Origin of the sequence: Sphingobacterium paucimobilis HER1398, from assembly GCF_000416985.1 — a bacterium.
GTDB lineage: Bacteria > Bacteroidota > Bacteroidia > Sphingobacteriales > Sphingobacteriaceae > Sphingobacterium > Sphingobacterium paucimobilis.
Genome location: NZ_ATDL01000022.1, coordinates 422432 through 437018, shown reverse-complemented (window position 1 = coordinate 437018; position 14587 = coordinate 422432). Strand labels below are relative to the sequence as shown.

Annotated in this window: 14 protein-coding genes and 1 tRNA gene; 10 read left to right on the top strand and 5 right to left on the bottom strand. The window is 41.6% G+C overall.

What is annotated here, in order from left to right:
* Window positions 1–36 precede the first annotated feature (36 nt).
* Window positions 37–1011, bottom strand: a complete 975-nt coding sequence (locus M472_RS43555) for a PstS family phosphate ABC transporter substrate-binding protein (protein WP_021072279.1) — start codon at window positions 1009–1011, stop codon at window positions 37–39.
* 168 nt (window positions 1012–1179) lie between these two features.
* Here M472_RS43555 and M472_RS43550 point away from each other — a divergent pair, with 168 nt between their 5' ends.
* The 6 genes from M472_RS43550 to M472_RS43525 are packed head-to-tail and all read left to right on the top strand — an operon-like array spanning window position 1180 to window position 7539.
* Window positions 1180–3282 (top strand): HEPN domain-containing protein, encoded by a 2103-nt coding sequence (locus M472_RS43550; protein ID WP_021072278.1) that lies wholly within the window; start codon window positions 1180–1182, stop codon window positions 3280–3282.
* 13 nt (window positions 3283–3295) lie between these two features.
* On the top strand, window positions 3296–4063 hold the full coding sequence (gene cobA, locus M472_RS43545; RefSeq protein ID WP_021072277.1) for a uroporphyrinogen-III C-methyltransferase: 768 nt from the start codon (window positions 3296–3298) through the stop codon (window positions 4061–4063).
* A complete protein-coding gene (locus M472_RS43540; RefSeq protein ID WP_021072276.1) occupies window positions 4063–4644 on the top strand; it encodes a precorrin-2 dehydrogenase/sirohydrochlorin ferrochelatase family protein in 582 nt (193 codons plus the stop codon). The genes cobA and M472_RS43540 overlap by 1 nt, the downstream gene beginning before the upstream one ends.
* Window positions 4641–5336: a phosphoadenylyl-sulfate reductase gene (locus tag M472_RS43535; RefSeq protein WP_021072275.1), complete on the top strand. Its 696-nt coding sequence runs from the start codon at window positions 4641–4643 to the stop codon at window positions 5334–5336. The genes M472_RS43540 and M472_RS43535 overlap by 4 nt, the downstream gene beginning before the upstream one ends.
* 22 nt (window positions 5337–5358) lie before the next feature.
* The gene (cysD, locus tag M472_RS43530) at window positions 5359–6249 is read left to right on the top strand and encodes a sulfate adenylyltransferase subunit CysD (protein ID WP_021072274.1); all 891 of its coding nucleotides are present in this window, start codon (window positions 5359–5361) and stop codon (window positions 6247–6249) included.
* A gap of 45 nt (window positions 6250–6294) precedes the next feature.
* Window positions 6295–7539, top strand: coding sequence for a sulfate adenylyltransferase subunit 1 (locus M472_RS43525; RefSeq protein WP_021072273.1), 1245 nt, complete (start codon window positions 6295–6297; stop codon window positions 7537–7539).
* A gap of 47 nt (window positions 7540–7586) precedes the next feature.
* On the opposite strand, the gene M472_RS43520 is transcribed toward M472_RS43525, so the two are convergent.
* Window positions 7587–8408 (bottom strand): alpha/beta fold hydrolase, encoded by an 822-nt coding sequence (locus M472_RS43520; RefSeq protein WP_021072272.1) that lies wholly within the window; start codon window positions 8406–8408, stop codon window positions 7587–7589.
* A 149-nt stretch (window positions 8409–8557) separates the two neighbouring features.
* On the opposite strand from M472_RS43520, the gene M472_RS43515 reads away from it, so the two are divergent.
* A tRNA-Arg gene (locus M472_RS43515) sits at window positions 8558–8631 on the top strand.
* Between the two features lie 130 nt (window positions 8632–8761).
* On the opposite strand, the gene M472_RS43510 is transcribed toward M472_RS43515, so the two are convergent.
* The 3 genes from M472_RS43510 to lysS form a co-directional block, all read right to left on the bottom strand.
* The gene (locus tag M472_RS43510) at window positions 8762–9469 is read right to left on the bottom strand and encodes a DUF4397 domain-containing protein (protein ID WP_021072271.1); all 708 of its coding nucleotides are present in this window, start codon (window positions 9467–9469) and stop codon (window positions 8762–8764) included.
* 127 nt (window positions 9470–9596) lie between these two features.
* Complete coding sequence (locus tag M472_RS43505) at window positions 9597–10172, bottom strand: hypothetical protein (protein WP_144062809.1); 576 nt, start codon at window positions 10170–10172, stop codon at window positions 9597–9599.
* Between the two features lie 96 nt (window positions 10173–10268).
* Window positions 10269–11975, bottom strand: coding sequence for a lysine--tRNA ligase (gene lysS / locus M472_RS43500; RefSeq protein ID WP_021072269.1), 1707 nt, complete (start codon window positions 11973–11975; stop codon window positions 10269–10271).
* Between the two features lie 307 nt (window positions 11976–12282).
* Here lysS and M472_RS43495 point away from each other — a divergent pair, with 307 nt between their 5' ends.
* The 3 genes from M472_RS43495 (at window position 12283) to tpiA (ending at window position 14583) form a co-directional block, all read left to right on the top strand.
* Window positions 12283–12531 carry a type B 50S ribosomal protein L31 gene (locus M472_RS43495; protein WP_021072268.1) on the top strand — a complete coding sequence of 83 codons (249 nt, stop codon included), beginning with the start codon at window positions 12283–12285 and terminating at the stop codon, window positions 12529–12531.
* Window positions 12532–12599: 68 nt separating this feature from the next.
* Window positions 12600–13790, top strand: a complete 1191-nt coding sequence (locus tag M472_RS43490) for a putative sugar nucleotidyl transferase (protein WP_021072267.1) — start codon at window positions 12600–12602, stop codon at window positions 13788–13790.
* Between the two features lie 28 nt (window positions 13791–13818).
* Window positions 13819–14583, top strand: a complete 765-nt coding sequence (gene tpiA, locus M472_RS43485) for a triose-phosphate isomerase (RefSeq protein ID WP_021072266.1) — start codon at window positions 13819–13821, stop codon at window positions 14581–14583.
* Window positions 14584–14587 lie beyond the last annotated feature (4 nt).

The window sequence follows — 14587 nt, the reverse complement described above, 5'->3', positions numbered from 1 at the left end:
AATGTGTTTGTTTTTTACGGAGCGAGGCTCGGCTTTTTAGTTGCTAGGAATAGTGTTTATTTTCTCTCTTTCGACTTTAAGTTGGTCGTCTGTAAGTGGAATATATCCGTTGCTCAATAGGTGCTCTTGTTGTTCTTTTTTTAGGACGAAGTGTATAAACTCTCGTATCAATGCGTTAGTGTTTCCTTTTTTTACTACAAATGCCAAGGGCCTGGAGGGAGGGGAAGGGTACTTTCCTGATGCTACTGCTTCGGTCAATTGATCTAGATTGTTGTAGAAGTCTTCCGCTGTGTCAATTTTTCCATTCTTGTTTTTATCGATTGGTATGACACTTATGTGCGCTGCAGTTTTTTTTAGGTTTAGATCATAGACATAGTTGATGTTGTTAAAACCGATACTATTTGGCTCTTCCTTGATGGCTTGCGCCAAGCCTGGGTCACCATATATACCAATACCTTTTAAGTCTTCTTGATTTTGGCCTAGGTATTTGGCCCATGTCTCTGCCGCACCTGCCGCATCTGAACGGACATAGGTGATTATGGGAGCGGTTGTAAACCTAGGGTCAATATCGCTCCATTTCTGATAGGATTGTGTGACAAAGATTCCTTCGAGTTCCTGTTGCGTAAGTCCCCTCTTTTTTAGGAGTGTGGCATTGGAGTGGTTGGTATTAAATGTTCCTAGCACAGCGTCTTTTGCAACAAAAATAGGGAATGCTCCTTTTTTTAATTCTTGCTCATGAAAATCTCGGGATACAAGGCCGATATCCATCATATCTGTGAGAACATCTGTTATTCCTTTACCTGCTCCTCCTGCCGAAATATTGAAACGGACATTGGGGTGTGTTTTTTTAAAATCCTCACTCCATAAAACCACAATGGGGTATAGCGCGAATGCACCAGATAGGGATATGTTGCCTGAATATCCTGTCTTTGGGTCATAGCTGTTTTGTGCTTTTGGTGCACAGCTTGATATTATTATGGATGCTAATATGCTAATACGTAGTTGTTTCATCCTTTTGTTTGCGTTATCGAAAAGAGTTGTAAATATATTTTTTTACAAATATATACTAATTTGGTAGATTATGTAGTTATTGTTGATTTTGTTTTATACATTTGTTGCGTTCTTGTTTTGTGAACCGTAATTATAAAGCTTGGATTGACACATTTTTAGGTAAAAAATATGCATAGTTTTCGTACTGAATTAGAGAATCCTGTGGTTGCACAGGAGATTATTGAGCTAGATAAAAAGATTAGGGCTTATCAGGAAGGTTCTTTGCCAGAAGAGAAGTTTAGGTCGCTTCGTTTGGCTCGGGGGGTGTATGGTCAGCGTCAGCCTGGAGTGCAGATGGTTCGTATTAAATTGCCTTTTGGAAAGGTAACCTTTAGACAGTTGCTGAAGATTGCTGCTATCTCTGATGAATATGCGAGTCGTAATCTTCACCTTACAACACGTCAGGATATACAGATTCACTATGTGAGTTTGGCAAAGACTCCTGAGCTCTGGGCTAAATTGGCAGCTGATGATATTACTTTGAGAGAGGCCTGTGGGAATACGGTCCGTAATGTGACTGCATCTGCTACAGCAGGGGTAGATCCGGATGAGCCATTTGATGTATCTCCTTATGCGCAGCAGACATTTGCTTATTTTCTTCGTAATCCAGTCTGCGCTGAAATGGGACGGAAATTCAAGATCTCCTTTTCGTCTTCGGACAAGGATACCGCATTTTCTTATATTCATGACTTTGGTTTTATTCCTAAAGTAAGATGGAGTGATGGGGTAGAGGAGCGTGGTTTCAAGGTGTTGATGGGAGGTGGTCTGGGGGCTCAGCCTGTTCTTGCGGAGGAAGTTTATGATTTTCTTCCAGAGGATCAGGTTATTCCATATATAGAGGCTACGTTGCGTGTTTTCGATCGTTATGGGGAGCGTAATAATCGGAATAAGGCTCGTTTTAAATATTTGGTCCAGAAGGTTGGACTTTCGGAGGTGTTGCGTCTTATTGAGGAGGAGCGAATAGCAAACAGGAATACTGTTTTTGTGGTCGATCGTAGACTGGTGGAAGCGCCTGTTCTGCCTGAAACGGCAATCGATGCGGTACCTGTAGTCGACGAAAGAGCTTTTCAGGTATGGCAAAAAACAAATGTATTCGCTCAAAAGCAGTCAGGTTATTACGGGGTGTATGTAAATGTGCAGACAGGAGATTTATCTACTGATAAGGCTAGGCGATTGGTATCGGGTATACAGGGGCATGTGGCAGATGATATCCGTATTACTCAAGGGCAGAATTTGCTTTTTAAGTTTGTCCGTGAGGCTTCTCTTCCGCATTTATTCAATTTATTGGTTGAATTAGGTTTGTCGAAACCGGGTTTTGATAGTACGGCTGATATTACGACTTGTCCGGGGACCGATACTTGTAATCTAGGGATATCTAATTCTACGGAGATGGCCCGTGTATTGGAGGGGTATGTTCATGAATTTTATACAGATTTTGTTTTTGAGCAGGGATTGAAGATTAAGATTTCGGGCTGTATGAATTCTTGTGGTCAGCACGGTTTGGCGCATATAGGTTTTCATGGAAGCTCAGTTAAAGCAGAGGGTAAGGTGGTTCCTGCTGCGCAGGTGATGTTGGGAGGAGGTACTGTTGGTGATGGTAAAGGACGCGTTGCCGAACGTGTCATCAAGGTGCCTACGAAACGTGTTCTTCAGGTTGTTGATCTTGTTCTTTCCGATTATAAGATCCATAAATCGGTCGAAGAGAATTTTCATGGGTATTATGATCGTGTTGGAAAGGATTATTTCTATCGGTTGTTGAAGCCGTTGTCTGATCTGACGACATTGACTGCAGATGAGTTTATTGATTGGGGGCATCAGGATACTTTTGCTACGGCAATCGGTGTTGGGGAATGTGCTGGGGTGGTGATTGATCTGGTGGCTACTTTACTTTTTGAAGCTGAGGAAAAGATTGATTGGGCAAAACAGGCTTTGGAACTCGGTCAGTATGCTGATGCTATTTATCACAGCTATAGTGCCTTTGTTTGGGGGGCCAAGGCTTTGTTGCTTGATCGTGGTGTCAATGCGAGTACACAGATTGCAGTTATTAATGGGTTTGATGACGTGTATGTCGCGAGTGGGGAATTTCGTTTTCTGACTTCTTTTTCGGAACGCGTACTCCAGATTAATAAATACGAGCCTTCTAAGGAATTTGCGGAGGCTTATTTGATACAGGCTACTGCTTTTTACTATGACGCCGCCGAACGTAGGTCGGCGCTAAGGGTTAATTCTTAAAGGATATTTGAAAATGAATAAAATACAACCATTTGTAACATTGGTAGGAGCCGGTCCGGGCGATCCTGACTTGATTACATTGAAAGGAGTGAAAGCTATCGCATGTGCTGATGTTATTCTTTATGATGCTTTGGTGAATGATGCTTTATTGTCTTATGCTAGACCTAACTGTACAAAAGTGTATGTGGGGAAACGGGCAGAGCGGCTGTCCACTTCACAGGATTACATCAATAGACTGATGGTGGATTATGCGTTGACGCATGGGCATGTGGTTCGGTTGAAGGGAGGAGATTCTTTTGTATTTGGTCGTGGTGGTGAAGAGTTGGACTATGTACATGGTTTTGGTATTCCTACTGCAGTCATTCCGGGGATATCTTCAGCGATTGGATTGACAGGGATTCAAAAGATTCCTTTAACTTATAGAGGCGTCAGTGAGAGCTTTTGGGTAATTACGGGGTCTAAGTCTGACGGAAGCCTGTCCTCCGATCTTCAGTTGGCAGTAGGGACAGATGCTACGATAGTGGTATTGATGGGGTATGGTAAATTGCGGGAGATTGTTTCCTTGTATGAGGCCAGTGGAAAGTCTACTTTGCCGATTGCTGTTATTCAGAATGGCTCTTTGGCTACTGAACGTGTTGTGTTGGGGACGATAAGCTCTATTGTTGAAGCTGTGGAATGCAGTGGTGTTGGTGTGCCCGCTATTATTGTGATTGGAGAGGTGGTCAGCAAGCATGCAGCGTTCAGTAGGATACGGAACGAGATTCATTATTTACAGGTGTGATGAACAGGTTGTTTCCTATATTTCTTAAGCTTGAGCAGTTACAGGTTCTGTTGATTGGAGCTGGCCCGGTGGGGTTGGAAAAGATAAGCGCGTTATTGCAGCAGAGTCCCAAAGCGAAGGTTCGGGTCGTTGCTAAGGATGTTTCTGGGGATTTTAGAGCATTTGTGAAAGGGCAAGAGCATGTTGATCTGTACGAACGTAGTTTTGAAGATGTGGATTTGGATGGGGTGGATCTGGTTGTGGTCGCGAGTAATAACACGCTATTGAATCAACATATACAGGGGTTGGCAAGGAAGCGTAATGTATTACTCAATGTGGCCGATAAACCGGATTTATGTGATTTTTATTTGGGATCTGTCGTGATGAAGGGGGATTTAAAGATTGGTATCTCTACCAACGGAAAGTCGCCGACTATTGCAAAGCGGTTGAAGGAGTTTTTACAAGGATTGTTACCGGAGGAGATTGATGAGACCTTGGGATTGATGTATGAGATGCGTGAGCAGCTTCGGGGCGATTTTGGAGAGAAGGTACGGTTATTAAATGCCCATACACGAGAGTTATTGGAAAGGAGTCAAAAATGATTGATGAACTGAAACGTGTGTTGAATGGTTTGCAGGCGGAGGAAATTATTGCGTATGTGGCGGCGCAGTATGGAAATCGAGTTGTTTTCTCTACTTCATTCGGGGTAGAGGATCAGGTTTTGACCCATATGCTTGCCGCGAAAGCTCGGGATACTTCGGTGTTTACCTTAGAGACCGGTCGTTTGTTTCCGGAGACTTATTACGTTTGGAATAGGACATTAGAGCGCTACAATATGCCTATTAGGGCTTTCTACCCTCAGACCGATACTTTGGAAGTTATGGTGAGTGATAAGGGGCCAACAAGTTTTTATGAGAGCGTAGAAAATCGTAAGGAATGTTGTTTTATCCGTAAGATAGAGCCTTTGCGGCGTGCTATTAAGGGGTTTGATGTTTGGATTACAGGAATTCGGGCAGAGCAATCTTCGAATAGAGAAGATATGGGGATTGTGGAGTGGGATGAAGGTAATGCTATTATTAAGGTTCACCCTTTGTTTCACTGGACTCTGACAGAGGTAGAGGGATTCTTGAAGGCATTTAATGTGCCTTATAATCCGCTTCATGATAAAGGGTTTTTAAGTATCGGGTGTCAGCCTTGTACGCGGTCTGTAGGTGCTGGCGAGGACTTTCGTGCAGGCAGATGGTGGTGGGAAGACAAGAGTAAAAAAGAGTGTGGTTTACATGGTGAAAGATAAAAGAAAATAAAAATATTTATAAATGGATTATTTAGATCATTTAGAAGCAGAGGCTATTTATATTCTTCGGGAGGTAGCTGGGCAATTTGAAAATCCAGCTTTGTTGTTTTCGGGAGGTAAAGACAGTATTACGTTGGTGCATCTGGCGAAGAAGGCATTTAAGCCAGGTAAATTTCCGTTTCCGCTTGTTCATATTGATACAGGGCATAATTTCCCAGAGACGATTGTATTCCGCGACTGGTTGGTGGAGCAGGTTGGTGAGCGGTTGATTGTAGGGTCAGTACAGGAAAGTATCGATCAGGGGCGGGTGCTGGAGTCTACAGGGAAGAATGCCAGCCGCAATGCTTTACAGACGGTGACATTGTTGGATACGATAGCTGCATACGGTTTCGATGCTTGTATCGGGGGGGCGCGTAGGGATGAAGAGAAGGCTCGTGCCAAAGAGCGTGTTTTTTCTGTGCGTGATGAGTTCGGGCAATGGGATCCCAAACGGCAGCGTCCGGAGTTGTGGAATATTTTTAATGGGAAGATAAATAAAGGAGAGAACGTCCGTGTATTTCCGATTTCGAATTGGACGGAGCTTGATGTTTGGAACTATATCAAGCGGGAAGGGATCGCTTTGCCTTCTATTTACTTTAGCCATAGTCGGGATGTGGTATGGCGTAATGGGCAATGGATGGCGAGTGCGGACTGTTTACAGGTGGATGCAGATGATCGAGTTGAGCGTCGGGCTGTGCGCTTCCGGACGGTAGGTGATATGACCTGTACGGCGGCTGTGGATTCGCACGCGGTGGAGTTGGATGATATCATTGCTGAGATAAAAGCGTCGACAGTCAGTGAACGGGGGGCTCGGATGGATGATAAGGTATCGGAGGCAGCTATGGAGGAACGTAAGAAACAGGGGTATTTTTAGCGTATGGTATTGGGTATATAGTATTTAGATGTTAGACAATCAGAAATGAATATATTAAAATTTATTACAGCAGGTTCTGTTGACGATGGTAAAAGTACCTTGATAGGCCGGTTGCTATATGATACGAATTCTATACTGGATGATCAGCTTGAGGCGATTCAAAAGGCTAATCGTAAAAATGATGATGGTACGGTTGATCTGGCGATATTAACGGATGGTCTAAAGGCGGAGCGTGAGCAGGGAATTACCATTGATGTGGCCTATAAGTATTTTCAGACGGAAGCACGTAAGTTTATTATTGCCGATGCTCCTGGGCATATACAGTATACGCGTAATATGGTGACAGGAGCTTCGAATTCTGATTTAATCATTGTTCTTATTGATGCGCGAAAAGGGGTGATAGAGCAGACTAAACGACATTCGTTTATTGCGAAGTTGTTATCGTTACGAAAAGTTCTTGTTTGTGTCAATAAGATGGATATGGTGGATTATAGTGCGTCTGTTTTTGAAACCATTAAATCGGACTATCAGCTACTGGCAGATAGGCTCGGTATTAAAGATGTTGATTTTGTTCCTGTATCTGCATTGAAAGGAGATAATATTGTGTACAGTTCTGATCGAATGGGGTGGTATACGGGGCCTACGCTTTTAACGTATCTGGAAACAGTAACCTGGGAAGAGGAGGTGAGCAATGCCTGGCGTCTTCCTGTTCAATGGGTGATTCGTCCGCAGAGTGCAGATTTGCCTGATTATCGGGGATATGCCGGGCGTGTGATTGGAGACGGATTGACGGTCGGAGAAGAAGTTGTGGTGCTGCCGAGCGGCGTTCGCAGTCGGGTGCAAGCTATTGAGTTTGATCAGAAGGACCTATTGTATGCCGTGGATGGACAATCCGTTGTTTTGCATCTGACGGATGATGTCGATGTCTCAAGAGGAGACTTTGTTAGTAGCGCAACCAAGGTGTCCCGTTCAGAACGAAGTTTTGAAGCAAATGTGAGTTGGTTTGAAAATCGACCATTGGATACCAATCAGGTGTATATTTTGCAAAATCAGACACAGGTGACAAAGGTTAAGGTGTTGGAGGTTCTATATCGGTATGATGTTCATAGTCAGGATAAGGTGTATGACGGTGGTATAGGTCTAAATGATATTGGACGGATTTTGGTAAAAGCTGCCGATGAGGTTGTGTTTGATCTGAACAATGAGCTAGCTGCTAATGCGCGAGCGATATTGATTGATCCCAGGAATAACCTTACGGTGGGTGCGCTGACTATAGAGGGCATTGGTTAGCTGTCCTTAAAGATTTATTGACGTAGTAGGATGTTATTTATCCTAATCTACGTCAATAAAAAAGCATTTATTTCTTTGTTGAAGGCTAAAGGCTGTTCCAGGTTTGGAAGATGCCCAGCTTCTTCAATTTCGATGTACCTTGCTTCTGGAATACATTGATGCATCTCTTCCATCAGGAGTTTTGCCGTTATTTTGTCCTCTGTGCCTCGGATCAGCAATGTTGGGACTTTTATGTTTGCTAGGGAATCTGATGTATCCGTTCGAGAGGCGAGTGCGAGCATTGTGGCGCATATGGTTCGTATAGGGTTGCGTCTTATACTACTTTTTATCAATTCTACTGCTTCTGGATTTTCAAGGATTGTTTTTGGAGCAAACAGGCTGTCGATAAACCCGAGCGCAAAGGGTCTCCTGCCGTGTCTTAGAATTGCCTGGATGCTGTCGAATCGCTTTTGTTTAGCTGTGTTGTCGTCTGCTCTGGAGTGTGTGTCAGAGAGGATAAGGCCCTCTATGCGATCGGGGATCAGTTGGTATATCCGTAAAGCGATGTAGCCACCCATGGATACTCCACATAGTGTTACTTTTTCAATGTCGAGTTTATTGATAAAGGCGATAATGTCCTTCGCAAATACATCAATGCTAAAAAAGCCATGTCCGCTGGTGGATAATCCATGTCCCCGAACGTCTATGGCGATACCTGTGATATCGTCTTCCAATGCCTCAAGTTGCGGGCGCCATGAGTTTTTACTGAATGGAAATCCGTGTAGAAAGATGATAGTATGTCTTTCTTTTTCGGTTGCCTTTTTGATGTAATAAGATAGGCTGACGTCTTCTATTCTTATTTTGTTGGTGCGTATAATGCGTTGTGCCATAAAAATGAAAATGTAATTCTATTGCTATCAGCAATATATAAAAAATAGTGAGTCTTGTCTATAAAAAAGGTATAAAAATATTTGAAATATTGAAAAAAGTGTTGATATTTGCATCACCAAAACGGAAGAAGCCTGATGTTTTGGTCGACGCGCTCCTAGCTTAATTGGATAGAGCATCTGACTACGGATCAGAAGGTTAGGGGTTCGACTCCCTTGGAGCGCACAAAAAAAAGGATTCTCAATGAGGATCCTTTTTTTTGTTCGTGCTATTGGGTGATCTTCGGTATGAACGTAAACAAAAGAAGGTATGTTCAGATGAACATACCCTCCGTGTTAACTAAAATGGAATTTTTCTATTGTTCTATAAGACCTATGTATAACGGTTTTTCTGTTGAATTTTTATCGCCTGTCAATATGATGCTGTAATACCGTCCGGCGACTAGGTCTTTAGATTTCTCTATCAGTGTATTATTGTTTTCATCTGTGATGATAATATTGATTTTTCCGCTTTTTTGTGCCGTAAAATTAGCGTGTTTAGCATTTTCTCCGGTCAATTCGCTTTCAATTTCCCTATTGCTATAGATGGGAGTTTCTTTGCTGTCCAAGTAGACGTTGACTTTGGGTGTGTTATTTGCTAAATGGAAGAAGCGTAAAGCTGCTTTGTCACCTAGGTTTTCGATGGCCTTGTCATCTGTTATGATTTGTTTTGGTTGCTCTGCTGTTCCAAATACAAAAGAAGTGTAAGTTGACTTGTCTTTGAAGGTATAGACGGTATCGATTAGAACTTTGTTCTCTGGAGATATAGTTTTAATCTTACGATTTCCTACATATAGGTACCCGGGTGCTGGTCTGTATGTGCTGTATTTTAACGGGTCGTGCCAAGATTGTAGGTTATTGTTGTCTACTACATGGATAACAGAAGGGCTTGGGGTATACGCATTGACCATCAAAAGGAAAGCTCTTGGAAGGTCGTTGATATTGTCATTATCTTTAAGACATCCACTTAAGACTGATACACTTAGAAGCGCAATGAAGAATAATTTAATAGTTTGTGTTTTCATCTTTTTCTATGCTTTTTTGATATAACGCTGCCTTTTTGTTAAAAGCTACAGACGTATGTGAAAAAAATGAAAATAAATATGAAGTCAGGTGCTTAAGTTGTTGTTAGTGAGTGTTTTTTTGTTGTCTCTAGGGGTGTAGAGAATCGATACGTGGGCTGTCTGCTGTAAAGAGATAATATTGCTGTCCTTTTTTTGCATATTCCTCGAAGAAGGCATGTTTTCCGTCTTCAGTTACTTGTAGCTGTACAAATTTTTTGGTTTCTGCGTTTTTACTGTATCGTATATTAAAGGAAAGTAGAATGTTTTGTTGTAGTGGGATATTGTTTCCTTCATTGTCCAGTATATAGCTGTTTTGCATATCTATATCGATGTAGTGAAGGTTATTTGCTTTTTCTGTATTTTTTATATCTAGCTTTAATGAGTTCTTCCTTCCTTTTTCTAAGATGAGGTGCAAGAGGTGGTGGCCTTCGTGGTCTACCAGTTGGCAATGAAACGCATTGCCTCGTATCCGAAGTTGGTCAAGGCTGATGAATCCTTTTAGTGCAATACGTTTTTCGTGGAGCTCGTTTTTTTGCTGAAGGTTTTCCCATACTGCTGATGCATCCGAAAAAGGTAGTATCTGTCCTTTGTCCAAAGAGTGGCTGCAATTGGAAAGAAAAAGAAGGACAAATGTGAATAAGCTATACAGAAGTGTCTTTGACATATTATTCAAGTTATTCAAGGTTTCGTTTTAAGATGGGGAAACTGGAGGTAAAAGAAAAGTCGTGCTCTTTTCTAAAAAGCACGACTTTATTAAGATTTATTTCGTTGTGATATATTTATTGTCGCCTTCGACGATAATGTCTATCAGGTCTTTTTGGCGCAAGTTCTTGGTCGCATTATCCCACTTTTTGCCGCTTAAACCTGACTGTTCTTTGATATCCGTCAGAGATTTGCGCTCTTCGCAAAGTAGGTTTAATACTGTTTTTTCATCAGCGTTTAACTCTACTGTTGTTTCTTTCTTCTCTGGACGCATCTGCGGGAAGAAGAGAACCTCTTGTATAGATGCATTGTTCGTTAAGAACATGATGAGTCTATCCATTCCGATACCGAGCCCTGAAGTTGGTGGCATTCCGTACTCTAATGCTCTCAAGAAATCCTGGTCGATAAACATTGCTTCGTCATCCCCGTTTTCTGAAAGACGGAGTTGTTCTTCAAAGCGTTCGCGTTGATCAATAGGGTCGTTAAGCTCCGAGTAAGCATTTGCGACTTCTTTTCCACAGATCATGAGTTCAAAGCGTTCCGTAAGTTCTGGGTTATTGCGGTGTTTTTTCGTAAGCGGAGACATTTCGACAGGGTAGTCTGTGATAAACGTCGGTTGTATGAAATTGCCTTCACATTTTTCGCCAAAGATTTCATCGATCAATTTGCCTTTGCCCATAGTATCGTTTACATCGATTCCCATTCCTTTTGCAGCTAAACGGATTTCATCTTCGGTTTTTCCGGTGATGTCAAAACCAGTAAACTGTTTGATGGCATCAGTCATGGTGACACGTGGGTATGGAGCTTTGAAGTCAATCTGGTGTTCACCAAATACGGTTTTCGTGTTACCGTTGACCTGTTGAGCGCAGTGCTCAAGAAGTCTTTCCGTAAAATCCATCATCCAATTGTAGTCTTTGTAGGCTACATATATTTCCATTGCAGTGAATTCCGGATTGTGTGTGCGGTCCATTCCTTCGTTTCTGAAGTTTTTGGAAAACTCATATACCCCATCAAATCCACCAACAATTAGACGCTTTAGATATAATTCATTGGCTATACGTAAGTACAATGGGATATCTAAAGCATTGTGGTGCGTGATGAAGGGTCTTGCTGCTGCACCTCCCGGAATTGCTTGTAGAACCGGTGTTTCTACTTCCATATAACCTGCATCGTTGAAAAAGTTGCGCATAGCACTGAAAAGTTTCGTGCGCTTTACAAATATCTCTTTGTTCTGAGCGTTGACGATGAGGTCCACATAGCGCATTCTGTAGCGTTGCTCAGGATCTGTAAAAGCATCGAATGTTTTGCCGTCTGCTTCTTTCACAACCGGTAGTGGCCGAAGAGACTTGGTTAGTATGGTCAGTTTTTCAGCATGGACTGATATTTCACCACTTTGTGTGGTAAATACAAATCCTTCTATCCCGATGATGTCACCTATATCCAATAGTTTTTTGAATACGGTGTTGTAGAATGTTTTATCTTCATCGGGACATAGGTCGTCTCTTTTTATGTAGACTTGGATCCGATCGGTTGCGTCCTGAATTTCAATAAAAGATGCATTACCCATGATGCGACGACTCATGATACGGCCGGCGATTAAAATATGCTTATAGTTAATCTTATCCCGTTCGTAGTTCTCTAATATATCTGCAGCAGTGACATTCACCTTGAATTCATCGGCAGGGAAGGGGTTGATGCCTAGGTCGATGATGCTCTGTAGGTTTTGCCTACGTTGTAGTTCCTGTTCGGATAATGCAATACTCATTTGTTGTTTTTTTGAAAATGTATGTTTCCTTATCTGGGTAGAAAAGACCCTTTGGCAGTGCTATTAATAAGCTGACTATGAAGGTCGTTTCAAATAATCAGCAAAAATAGCAAAAACATGGATAAAAAAGCTTGAATAATGTCGTTATATTTTAAAATATTGCTATTTTTGCCTGTCGTCAAAGAATCCTGTGTCTGTATAGTTGAAAACTAACAGCATGTGGATAAATATTATTTTGCAAATAATTGTTAAATAGATTATCTTTGCACCTCAATTGTTGAATATATAGTAGTAATCATAAGATAAAATGAAAAAAGATTTGCATCCATCAAACTACAGATTAGTTGTTTTTAAAGACATGTCCAATGAATATTCTTTTATAACTAAATCATGTGTAGATACAAAAGAAACAATCACTTGGGAAGATGGAAATGAGTATCCATTGGTGAAATTAGAGATTTCTCATACTTCACACCCTTTCTATACAGGTAAGATGAAATTGGTTGATACAGCAGGACGTATCGATAAGTTCCGTACTCGTTACAACAAGAAATAATTACCGTATTATATCATGGTAAAGAATCCCGATAAGTGTATTATCGGGATTTTTTGTATTTTAGAGTTATGTCTTTTTCTGTCCTATTATTTGACGATTATTCCTTTCGTGAGCAATTGATGCCTTTGACTGCGACCCGTCCTACGGGCAATCTGCGCGTTGGCATATTTACTATTGACCAGAAATGGCAGGCTATCTTTGGCGTTGATGTTGGTTATGTTACGAAGGATTATCTGCAGGAGAAGTTTCCGTTAGCAGTTCGTAGTGAAGGAGATGTGCTGGTTATTGATGGTTCGATTTTGCCGAATGCAGGATTAATTGGTGAACTAGGTAAACTTGAGGTCGGGCAGAAACTGGTTTCTGCTACAGGAGAATGGATTGCGATTCGTCTGTCTAGCGTAGATGATTTTGATGACGGATGTTTAGCACGTGCGCTAGCGGTTACTTCTGTTCAGGAAAACCAGCGACTAATATATCCAGAAGATATTTACCTATACAATGCTGACCAGATTGTTTTTGATTTAGCTTATATCGACAGTCATGTTTCTGCTGCATCGGATTATATTAATCATTCGTTTGTTGGATCTGCTTTTTATATTGCCGAATCGGCCGTGTTGGGCCAATGTATGCTGGACTCCAGTAAAGGACCTATTTATATTGGACCAGATGCCGTGTTGGAAGCCGGTGTGGTCGTGTATGGCCCAGTTTCTATTGGTTCAGGGTGTCGGATAAAGAGCGGAACGGTACTTTACCCAAACGTTAGTATTGGGCCGTATAGTACCGTATGTGGCGAGATTAATAATACGGTAATCTGGGGTAATTCGGCTAAGGGGCATTTGGGGTATCTTGGATGTGCTGTGCTGGGAGAAGGATGCAATATTGGTGCTGGCAGTAGTAATTCTAATCTACGGAATGATTGGAAGAGTGTATATCTTTATGACTATTCTACGAAGAAAATGCGGGATACGAGAATGCAAAAGTGTGGATTGATTATGGGAGATCAGGTGATGTTGGGGATTAACTCAAAAATTAATACGGGAACGGTAATTGGGGTAGGTTGTCAGATTGCAATGTCGAATTTTATTCCGAAATTTGTACGAGATTTTAGCTGGTTGACAGATAACGGGGAGGAGAGGTATATTTTAGATCGTTTTCTCGCTATGATGCAGCGTAAATCAGTTTTGAAGCAAGAATTATTTACAGAGGAGGATGAAGCTGTTTTTTCCTTTCTATACCAGAAGGGTACAAGATATAACTAAAATTAATCAACACTAAACATATATTATCATGCGTAAAAACATTGTAGCAGGAAATTGGAAAATGAATCTTGGTTACGAAGAAGGGGTTAGCCTTTTTTCGGAGATTGTGAATATGGTTAAGGATGAGGTAATCGGTAATCAAGAGGTTGTGGTTTGCAGTCCATTTATCCATCTTTCTTCTATTGCTAAATTAAGTGCTTCAGTCCCTAATGTGCATATTGGTGCTCAGAATATTCACCAAGCGGAGTCAGGTGCTTATACGGGCGAAGTTTCAGCTTCTCAGGTTAAATCCGTAGGTGCTCAATATGTTATCTTAGGACATTCGGAGCGTAGAGCTTATTTTGGGGAGACAGATGCTCTTCTTGCCGAGAAGTTAAATGCTGCATTGAAACATGGCTTGAAGCCTATTTTTTGTATTGGAGAGACAAAAGAGGAGCGTGAATCTGGTCGTTTCTTTGATGTTATAAAAACGCAATTGGAAGCTGGCGTTTTCCATTTAGGTCAAGACGACTTTGCATCTGTTGTTCTTGCTTATGAACCCGTTTGGGCTATTGGAACAGGGTTGACTGCTTCGCCAGAAGAGGCGCAGGAGGTGCATGCTTTTATTCGTGAGACTATTGCACAACAGTATGGTGCCGAGGTTGCGGATGCGACTACTATTCTTTACGGGGGGAGTGCAAATCCTTCTAATGCATCTACTTTATTTGCTCAAAAGGATATTGATGGAGGGTTGATTGGAGGTGCTTCTTTGAAGTCGAGAGATTTCTTGGAAATTGTGAAAGTATTTAACTAAAATA

Coding starts and splice junctions, on each gene's coding strand:
- cysD (WP_021072274.1), top strand. CDS start 5,359: ATGGATTATTTAGATCATTTAGAAGCAGAGGCTATTTATATTCTTCGG.
- M472_RS43505 (WP_144062809.1), bottom strand. CDS start 10,172: ATGTCAAAGACACTTCTGTATAGCTTATTCACATTTGTCCTTCTTTTT.
- M472_RS43550 (WP_021072278.1), top strand. CDS start 1,180: ATGCATAGTTTTCGTACTGAATTAGAGAATCCTGTGGTTGCACAGGAG.
- M472_RS43510 (WP_021072271.1), bottom strand. CDS start 9,469: ATGAAAACACAAACTATTAAATTATTCTTCATTGCGCTTCTAAGTGTA.
- M472_RS43495 (WP_021072268.1), top strand. CDS start 12,283: ATGAAAAAAGATTTGCATCCATCAAACTACAGATTAGTTGTTTTTAAA.
- M472_RS43525 (WP_021072273.1), top strand. CDS start 6,295: ATGAATATATTAAAATTTATTACAGCAGGTTCTGTTGACGATGGTAAA.
- M472_RS43555 (WP_021072279.1), bottom strand. CDS start 1,011: ATGAAACAACTACGTATTAGCATATTAGCATCCATAATAATATCAAGC.
- M472_RS43540 (WP_021072276.1), top strand. CDS start 4,063: ATGAACAGGTTGTTTCCTATATTTCTTAAGCTTGAGCAGTTACAGGTT.
- M472_RS43490 (WP_021072267.1), top strand. CDS start 12,600: ATGTCTTTTTCTGTCCTATTATTTGACGATTATTCCTTTCGTGAGCAA.
- lysS (WP_021072269.1), bottom strand. CDS start 11,975: ATGAGTATTGCATTATCCGAACAGGAACTACAACGTAGGCAAAACCTA.
- M472_RS43535 (WP_021072275.1), top strand. CDS start 4,641: ATGATTGATGAACTGAAACGTGTGTTGAATGGTTTGCAGGCGGAGGAA.
- tpiA (WP_021072266.1), top strand. CDS start 13,819: ATGCGTAAAAACATTGTAGCAGGAAATTGGAAAATGAATCTTGGTTAC.
- cobA (WP_021072277.1), top strand. CDS start 3,296: ATGAATAAAATACAACCATTTGTAACATTGGTAGGAGCCGGTCCGGGC.
- M472_RS43520 (WP_021072272.1), bottom strand. CDS start 8,408: ATGGCACAACGCATTATACGCACCAACAAAATAAGAATAGAAGACGTC.